The following is an 8,436-nucleotide window of genomic DNA, read 5'->3' as shown; positions in this document are numbered from 1 at the left end:
GGCTGAGGGGGTTGGGGATCAGGCGGCCAGCGTGGGCTTGCCGATCAGCTCCCCGTAGAGCCGCTCGAGGGCGTCGAGATTGCGGCTGAGGGTGTAGCGCTCCAGCACCCGGGCCCGCGCCCGCCGCCCCAGCTCGGTGGTGAGCACGGGCTGGTCCCGCAGGACCGGCAGCAGGGTGCGCAGCTGGGTGGTCACCCCCTGGGTGCTGATCACGATGCCGGCCCCGCCATCCAGCACCTCGCCATCGGCGCCGGCATCGGTGGCGATGCAGGCCGTGCCACAGGCCATGGCCTCCAGCAGGGCCAGGGAGAGGCCCTCCACCAGGGAGGGCAGCAGGAACACTTCGGCCAGCTGCAGCAGCGCCACCCGGGTGGCCAGGTTGGGCTCGTAGCCCCACCACACCACGTCATCGTCCTGGGAGGCGCCCTGGAGGGCGGCCCGCAGGGGACCATCACCGACGATCACGAGCCTGCAGCCAGCGGGGCGCACCAGCCGCCAGGCCCTGAGCAGGGCCTCCACGTTCTTCTCGGTGGCCATCCGGCCCATGTACAGGAACACGCGGCTGCCGCCGAACTGGTGGCGCAGGGCCTGCAGTTCTTTGGAGGGAGCGGCTGGGGCGGGCGTCCAGGTGTCGCTGTCCACGCCGTTAGGGATCACGGCGAGGCGTTCGGGCCTCACCCCCAGCCGCATCAGCACCTCTGCCTGGCGATCGGAGAACACGATCACCCGGTCGAAGCGAGCCAGGGCGGGGGCGTAAAGCTGGTAGGTGAGTTGCTGGGTGCCGGCCGTGAGGTTGCGCAGGCTGGCGTCAAAGGCCGGATGGAAGGTGGCCACCAGCGGCAGGCCCAGCTGCTGGCAGAGGTCCGGCAGCCGGAAGTCGAGCGGGGACAGGGTGAGGCTGGCGTGCACCAGATCGGGGCGCAGCCGCTCCAGCGACTCCCGCAACTCACGCTGGGCCCCGGGTGAGGGAATCGTGTACACCTGGGATTTCACCAGGTAGGAGAGGATCACCTCCGGGTCCGTTCCGCCTGGGGAAGGCGCCCCTACCGGGCCCAGGTCATGCACCGCCTCCGGCAGGTCCAGCACTGCCCCGTCCCCCAGCCTGCCCCCGGCACCACCAGCACGGCTGCGCTGCCCGCGGCGCCTCAGGTTCGAGCCCCCCCAGCGACCGACGGCCTCAGGCGCCAGGCCACCGGGCTCGACCCCAGGGCGCCCGAGCTGGGTAGCAGGGGTGTCGAAGTGGATGAAGCTCACGCCGTGGCCGCGCTCCCGCAGGGCATACGTCGTGGTGAGGCCGTAGGTGACGTTGCCGCAGAAGGGAGATTTCTTGCCTAGCCAGGCAATCTGAGCCACCCAGCCTCGCGCGTCTTCCCCTGACGCTACCAGCGGCGCCAGGGCTGCTCGGCCAGGGCCGCCACCAGGGTGATCGAGGCCAGCGCCCACAGCACCGGCAGCAGACCCCAGCGGCTCACCACCGCACCGGCGAGCACCAAGGGCAGGCTCAGGGCGATGTTGATCAGGTTGTTCTGCAGGCCGAACACCTTGCCCCGCATCGCCTCGGGGGTGTCTTCCTGGATCGTGGTCTGGGCCGGGATCGCCAGCATCGCGGCGCCGACCCCCAGCACCCCGCAGAGCAGCAGGGTGAACACGAGACTGCCGCGCAGCTGGCCCAGCAGCAGCAGGCTCCAGCCGATCGTGCCCAGGCCGGCGGCGGCCAGGCTGCGGCGCGGCAGCCGCTGACCCAGCTGGGCCACGGCCAGGGCGCCGATCCCCAATCCCAGGCCACTCATGGCCAGCAGCGTGCCGAAACGGGTTGGACCGAGCCCCGGCACCGCCGAGGCCAGGCTGATGGCCAGCACGTAGAGGGCCGCCAGCAGGCTGTAGAGCAGCACCAGCTGGCCCATGGCCCGGGCCACCGGCGGCCGCTCCCGCACCACGGCCAGTCCCTGGCGGATCTCTGACAGCACCGACGTGCGGGCCACCGGCCGGGGCGATTCCCGCCAGCGGATGCGGGAGATCGAGAGGGCCGCGATGCCGTAGCAGGTGGGCAGCAACAGGAATTCACCCCCCTCGATGCCGATCCCGGCCAGGACCCGCTGCAGCAGCCGCAGGATCGGATCGCCGAGGGCAAAGCCCACGATCGTGGCCGCCATGCTGGTGGCCTGATAGAGGGAATTGGCCGCCAGCAGGTGCTGGCTCGGCACCAGCTGGGGGATGGCGGCCTGCTCAGCCGGCGCAAAGAACTGGGTGAGCACCGATTCCAGAAAGGTCATCAGCACCAGGCCCCAGTAGCCCACGCTCAGCCCCAGCCACAGCGGGCTGTCCACCAGACAGAAGGGCACGAACAGCACCAGCGCTGCCCGCAGGCCATTGGAGGCCACCATCACGGTGCGTTTGGGCCAGCGGTCGGCCCAGACGCCGGCCACGGTGCCCAGCAGCATCGCGGGCAGGGTGTTGGCCACGTAGATGCCCGTGGCCAGCAGCGTGATCATCTGGGCCCTGGTCTCGGGCAGATCCATCCGCATCGCCGTGGCGGCCTCGGCCAGGGCGGGGTTGGCATCCGGCGTACCGCGCACCCAGGTCTGGGCGATCAGGAACACCATCAGCACGATGTAGAACTTGTCGGCCAGCTGGGAGAAGATCTGCCCCAGCCAGAGCAGGCGGAAGTCGGGTAAGGCCAGCACGGCCTGGATCCCTGATCTGGTCCTGCCTGGGCCCGGCCCCCTGCTCACAGGGGAGCCCTCTGGACTGCCGGTCAAGCTGGATTGGCCCCGAGCACGGCTGCCCATGATGGCTCAGGGCCGTTTCAGGGCGGTCCGGAGGCGGTTTCGATCCCCTGCCGCAGCAGCCGGAAGGATCGGGGGCGCCGGCTCAGATGCTCGCCGCACCAGCACTCCAGCAGCTCCAGCAGGTGCAGCCACACGACTTGGGGGCCCATCAGGGCCCCGTCGCGGCGGCGGGGCAGGGTGGCCCGCGGCAGCCGTTGCAGCAGGGCCAGTTCGGAGGCATTCAGCACCACCCGGGCTCCGGCGATGGCGCCGATCGCGAAGCCCTCGCCGGGCAGCAGGCTGCAGCGCCACTCCCAGGTGCCCACGGGAGGGTCCAGGGGCGCCCCGCTGCGGCAGCAGCTGCTCAGGGGGAGGGCGTAGCCGCCGAGGGCCAGCAAGTGCACTGCCGCCTGCACGGCCACGGCGAGGGCCTCCAGGTTGTCGCTGCGATCGCGCACCAGCAGCTCCAGCCGACCCAGATGCATCAGCACGGTGGTGAGCATTCCCGGCACCGGCTCGTCTGTGGGCACCAGGGCCATGCAGAGTTCAGCCAGGGCCTGGGCGGCTGCGAGGGTCTCCAGGCGCTGGGCCAGCTGGCTGTAGTTGTGCAGCACCCGTAGTTGGCGCACCCGTCGCAGGCCGCTGCGTCCACCCACCTGCAGCTGCAGATGGGCCAGGGGCACGGCCGCCGCCAGGCTGCTGCGGGGTTTGCGGGCCCCGGGCACGGCCAGGCGGCTGAGCCCGTGCGCCTCACTGAGCACAGTGAGCAGGCGGTCGCTCTCTCCCAGGGGCCTGCTGCTCAGGGCCAGGCTGTCCAGCCGTTCCTCAGCCACAGGCGCCTCAGCTCTTCTGGGCCAGGGCGAGGGCCACCCCCCGGCTGGTGCCCAGGCGGCTGKCGCCAGCCTCCACCAGCTCCACGGCCTGCTCGAGGKCGCTGATGCCGCCGGAGGCCTGGATGCCGGCCCGGCCCCGGGCCAGGTCGCGCAGCTGGGCCACCAGGGCCGCGGTCACCGGCGGCCCGAAGCCGGCGCCGCTCTTGAGGAAGCGGGCGCCGGCATCGATGCTGATTTCCACCAGCAGGGCCAGGGCCTCGGGCTCCAGGCGCCCCGCCTCCAGGGTCACCTTCACGGGCAGCCCGAGCTCGCAGAGGGCCGAGAGCTCATCGAGCACCCTGGCGCTGTCCCGGTCGGCCAGGGCGCCGAAGTCGGGCACCACATCGAGCTCGTCGGCCCCGGCGGCGGCGGCGGCCTCGGCCTCGGCCCGTTTCACGGCGGCGGGCACCGCTCCGAACGGGAATCCCACCACGGCAATCAGGCGCGGCCCGGAGCCGCGGCCCGAGCTCGCCAGCGGCAGGCGCTGGCGGGCCTCATCCACCCAGCGTGAGGCCACGCACAGGCCGGCGAAGCCGTAGTGGCGGGCCTGATCACAGCCCTGCTGGATGGCCTCGCTGCCCTGCAGGGGATCCAGCAGGGCGTGCTCGATCAGGGGGATGAGATCGGGGCGTTCGCGACTCACGCCTCCTTCGGCTGGATCACCCCGAAGCCCCCATGGTTGCGGTGATACACCACCTGGATCTGCCCCGTCTCGGCCTCCCGGAACACGTAGAAGTCGTGGTCGATCAACTCCAGCTGGTGGGTGGCTTCATCCAGGGTCATGGGCGGCATGGAGAAGTACTTGCGCCGCACGCCGCGGTTGGGGAGTTCCGGCTCCTYGCCATCGGTGAGGCTGCCGCCGGGGGGTGGCAGGGCGGCGGCACCGGCCTCCTCGTCGCGGGCGGAGCGATGCACCGGGCCCTGATGGCGCTCGTGGATGCGCTCCTTGTAGCGGTTCAGCTGACGGGTGAGCTTGCTGGCCACCAGGTCGATGCTGGCGTAGAGGTTGTCGCTGTGTTCCTGGGCCCGGATCACGGTGCCGTTGGCGAACATCGTCACCTCGGCGATCTGTTGGGGCACGCGGGGGTTGCGGGCCACCGAGAGGTGCACGTCAGCCTCCTTGACCATGCCCTCAAAGTGGCTGATGGCTCGGGTCAGTTTGGTTTCGGTGTACTCCCGGATGGCGGGGGTGACTTCAAGATTGCGGCCATGGATCAGCAGTTTCATCAGATAGCAGCCGGCTCCGTTGCTGGTTCATCCCCACGCTAGGAACGCCTGCCGGTGCCCCCCCCGCTCGACGCAATCCTTTTTGAATCCCGCCTTCCAGTGGCGTTCGAGCCGGCCTGGCGGGCCCAGCGGCAGCTGCAGCAGCGCCTGCTGGCTGCCCCTGAGGGACCCGATGCCGTGCTGCTGCTGGAGCACCAGAGCTGTTACACCCTGGGGCGCGGAGCCTCGGAGGCCTTCCTGCGCTCTCCCCCCAGTGCCCTGCCCTTCCCTCTGCACCGCATCGACCGCGGCGGCGAGGTGACCCACCACACCCCGGGCCAGCTGGTGCTCTATCCGGTGCTCAACCTGCGCCGCCACGGGGCTGACCTGCACCTCTACCTGCGCCAGCTGGAGCAGGTGGTGATCGACCTGCTGGCGGGCTTGGCCCTGCGCGGTGAGCGCATCGAGGGGCTCACCGGTGTGTGGCTGGAGGGCCGCAAGGTGGCGGCGATCGGAGTGGGGGGACGGCGCTGGATCAGCCAGCACGGCCTGGCCCTGAACGTGGAGGCCGATCTGGCCGGCTTCGAGGCGGTGGTGCCCTGCGGTCTGGCCGATCAGCGCGTGGGCCGGCTCACCGACCTGAATCCCAGCCTCACGGCCGCGGGGCTGCGCACCCCGCTGCTGGCGGCCTTCGCCCAGCGGTTCCAGCTGAACCTGCGCCCCCCGGCACCCCACGAACAGCTCCAGGGATGGTAACGATGGTGACTCTCTGGGCAGAGCCCGTGTCGCCAGCTCCCTCATCTGCCGCTCCTGAGGTCGCTCCTGAGCTTGCCGAGATCCACTGGAGCGGCAGCCGTCGCGACCAGCAGGCCCTGGCCCTGCACAGCGACTGGAGCCAGCTCAGCGGGATTCACGGCCTCTGGCCGCTGCTGGCCGAGCGCTACGGCGATGCGCCGGCCCTGGAGGCCCCCCATGCGGCAGTGCCCGAGTCGCTGAGCTACCGCCAGCTCCAGGAGCGGATTGAGCAGCTGGCGGCAGGCTTGAGCACTCTTGGCGTGGCCAGCGGTGACGTGGTGGCGATCTTTGCCGAGAACGGCAGCCGCTGGCTGCAGGCCGACCAGGGGCTGATGCGCTGCGGTGCTGCCGATGCCGTGCGCGGCAGCGCCGCTCCGGTGGAGGAGCTGCGTTACATCCTGGAGGACTCCGGCGCCATCGGCCTGGTGGTGGAGTCGGCGGCCCTGTGGCGGCAGCTCGAGCTGCCGCCAGCCGCTCTGGCGGCGTTGCGCTTCGTGGTGCTGATCGAGGGGGAGCCGCCTGCCGGCGAAACCCCCTCAGGCACGGCGCTGATGGGTTGGCAGGAGCTGGCCCAGCGGGGTGCTGAAGCCCTGGCGGCCGGCCGGCCGGCCCCGCCGCCACCGGCCGATCCCCAGGCCCTGGCCACGATTCTCTACACCTCCGGCACCACAGGCCAGCCGAAGGGTGTGCCGCTCACCCACGCCAACCTGCTGCACCAGCTGCGCCACCTGGGTGTGGCCGTCACACCCCAGCCCGGTGACCGGGTGGTGAGCGTGTTGCCGATCTGGCACTCCTACGAGCGCAGCGCCGAGTACTTCCTGCTGGCCTGCGGCTGCCATCAGACCTACACCACGCTCAAGCAGCTGCGGCCCGACCTGCAGCGGGTGCAACCTCACTATCTGATCAGCGTGCCACGGCTGTGGGAGGCGATCCTGGCGGGCTTCGAGGACGCCCTGCGCAGCATGCCGGCCCCCCGCCAGCGGCTGATCGGCGCCGCCCTGGCCAACAGCCGCGCCCAGGGGCTGGCCCGTCGCCGCATGCTCGATCTCACCCTCAGCCCCGAGCCGCCGGCGAGCCGGGCCTGGGCCGCCCTCGAGGCGCTGCTGCGCTGGCCGCTGCATCGTCTGGCCGGCGCGGTGCTGTGGCCGAAGGTGCGCACCCAGCTGGTGGGCGGACGGCTGCGCACGGCGATCAGCGGCGGTGGTGCCCTCGCCCTGCACGTGGATGGCTTCTTCGAGGCGATCGGCATCGAGCTGCTGGTGGGCTACGGCCTCACCGAGACCAGCCCGGTGCTCACCTGCCGCCGCCCCTGGGCCAACCGCCGCGGCAGCGCCGGCCAGCCCCTGCCCGGCACGGCGATCAGAGTGGCCGACCCCGAGAGTCATCGGCCCCTGACCCTGGGGCAGCGGGGGCTGGTGCTGGCCCGTGGCCCCCAGGTGATGTGGGGCTACTGGCACAAGCCCGAGGCCAGCGCCCGTGTGCTGGACGCCGAGGGCTGGTTCGACACGGGGGATCTGGGCCATCTGCTGCCCGATGGCTCCCTGGTGCTCACCGGCCGGGCCAAGGACACGATCGTGCTCAGCAGCGGTGAGAACATCGAGCCCGGCCCCCTGGAGGATGCCCTGGTGGCCAGTCCGCTGCTGGAGCAGGTGATGCTGGTGGGGCAGGACCGCAAGCAGCTGGGGGCCCTGCTGGTGCCCCGGCCCGAGCAGCTGGTGGCGTTCGCGGCCGAGGCGGGCCTCACCTGGGCTCAGGGGCAGCCGGCGGAGCCGGCCCTGCTGCGGGCCCTGACCCGTGAGTGCAACCGCCTGCTGGCTGCCCGGCCAGGCTCCCGGCCCGAGGAGCGGCTGGGGGGGGTGGCGCTGGTGCAGCCCTTCAGCCTCGACAACGGCCTGCTCACCCAGACCCTCAAGCAGCGCCGTGACCGCATCGCCAGCCGCGATGCCGCCGCGATCGAGGCGCTGTATCGGCCCCACTGAGCGTCCGTCGGTTGACCAGCACCCGCCGCGCTGACAACCTGACTGCTGCCTCCCTTCCCCCATGGCCGACGCCAGTCTTTCGATCAAGCGCTCCATCACCGTGCGCGCTGTGGTCACCCCGCGCTGGAAGGAGGATGCGGAGCGGGAACTGAGCAATGGCCTCGCCACCAGTGACGCCCAGCTGGCCCAGCTGGAGCAGGAGGGGCAGCAGGTGATCGATGAGATCCGCCGCCAGAGCGCCAACCCCCTCGACCCCCGGGTGCAGGAGCAGGTGGGGTCAGTGCAGCAGCAGGTGGCGGCGAAGCGATCCGAGCTCGAGGAACAGAAGCGCCAGATGCTGGAGCAGCAACGCCAGGTGCGCGAGCTGGAGATGGAGCAGATCGTGGAGCAGGGGCAGCTGGAGAGCTTCTGCACGGTGCAGGTGGGCGACAACCTGGTGGAAAAACTGCACGCCTCGGTCCTGGTGCGCGATGGCGTGATCGAAGCGGTGGAAGGCGCCTCGTAAAATCCGCCCATTCCGCGCGGCGCACCCCGTTGGCCACCCACGAAATCTTCATGCCCGCCCTCTCCTCCACCATGACGGAGGGCAAGATCGTGGAGTGGCTCAAGCAGCCCGGCGATCGGGTCGAGCGGGGCGAATCGGTGCTCGTGGTGGAGAGCGACAAGGCCGACATGGACGTGGAGGCCTTCCAGGAGGGCTTCCTGGCCGCCGTGCTGATGCCGGCCGGCGGCACGGCGCCGGTGGGTGAAACGATCGGCCTGATCGTGGAGAGCGAGGCCGACATCGCCGCCGTGGCCGCGGCGGCTCCCGCAGCC

9 protein-coding genes are annotated in these 8,436 nt (G+C 71.3%); 4 read left to right on the top strand and 5 right to left on the bottom strand.

The features are described from left to right. Positions 1-18 precede the first annotated feature (18 nt). Genes IQ216_RS08910 through hpf form a run of 5 tightly spaced genes read right to left on the bottom strand, consistent with a single transcriptional unit; the run spans position 19 to position 4,867 of the window. Positions 19-1,353 carry a glycosyltransferase family 4 protein gene (locus IQ216_RS08910; protein WP_370566682.1) on the bottom strand — a complete coding sequence of 445 codons (1,335 nt, stop codon included), beginning with the start codon at positions 1,351-1,353 and terminating at the stop codon, positions 19-21. Between the two features lie 26 nt (positions 1,354-1,379). Continuing rightward, the gene (locus tag IQ216_RS08900; RefSeq protein WP_193815193.1) at positions 1,380-2,789 is read right to left on the bottom strand and encodes an MFS transporter; all 1,410 of its coding nucleotides are present in this window, start codon (positions 2,787-2,789) and stop codon (positions 1,380-1,382) included. A gap of 17 nt (positions 2,790-2,806) precedes the next feature. Then, positions 2,807-3,601 carry a DNA repair protein RecO gene (gene recO / locus IQ216_RS08895; RefSeq protein ID WP_193815192.1) on the bottom strand — a complete coding sequence of 265 codons (795 nt, stop codon included), beginning with the start codon at positions 3,599-3,601 and terminating at the stop codon, positions 2,807-2,809. 7 nt (positions 3,602-3,608) lie between these two features. Then, a complete protein-coding gene (gene deoC / locus IQ216_RS08890) occupies positions 3,609-4,283 on the bottom strand; it encodes a deoxyribose-phosphate aldolase (RefSeq protein ID WP_193815191.1) in 675 nt (224 codons plus the stop codon). Next, entirely contained in the window at positions 4,280-4,867 is a 588-nt protein-coding gene (hpf, locus tag IQ216_RS08885; RefSeq protein ID WP_193815190.1) for a ribosome hibernation-promoting factor, HPF/YfiA family, read from the bottom strand. The genes deoC and hpf overlap by 4 nt, the downstream gene beginning before the upstream one ends. 54 nt (positions 4,868-4,921) lie before the next feature. On the opposite strand from hpf, the gene lipB reads away from it, so the two are divergent. The 4 genes from lipB to IQ216_RS08865 all read left to right on the top strand — a co-directional run. Continuing rightward, on the top strand, positions 4,922-5,602 hold the full coding sequence (gene lipB / locus IQ216_RS08880) for a lipoyl(octanoyl) transferase LipB (RefSeq protein ID WP_193815189.1): 681 nt from the start codon (positions 4,922-4,924) through the stop codon (positions 5,600-5,602). A gap of 26 nt (positions 5,603-5,628) precedes the next feature. Next, complete coding sequence (locus IQ216_RS08875) at positions 5,629-7,620, top strand: AMP-binding protein (protein WP_370566681.1); 1,992 nt, start codon at positions 5,629-5,631, stop codon at positions 7,618-7,620. Between the two features lie 61 nt (positions 7,621-7,681). Then, positions 7,682-8,125 (top strand): YlqD family protein, encoded by a 444-nt coding sequence (locus IQ216_RS08870; RefSeq protein WP_193815187.1) that lies wholly within the window; start codon positions 7,682-7,684, stop codon positions 8,123-8,125. Positions 8,126-8,154: 29 nt separating this feature from the next. Further along, positions 8,155-8,436, top strand: a 282-nt coding sequence (locus IQ216_RS08865; RefSeq protein WP_304523975.1) for a biotin/lipoyl-containing protein, incomplete at its 3' end; no start/stop codon positions are given.

The sequence above is a fragment of the Cyanobium sp. LEGE 06143 genome (assembly GCF_015207535.1).
Taxonomy (GTDB): Bacteria; Cyanobacteriota; Cyanobacteriia; order PCC-6307; family Cyanobiaceae; genus NIES-981.
This window is presented reverse-complemented; position numbering and strand designations above follow the sequence as displayed.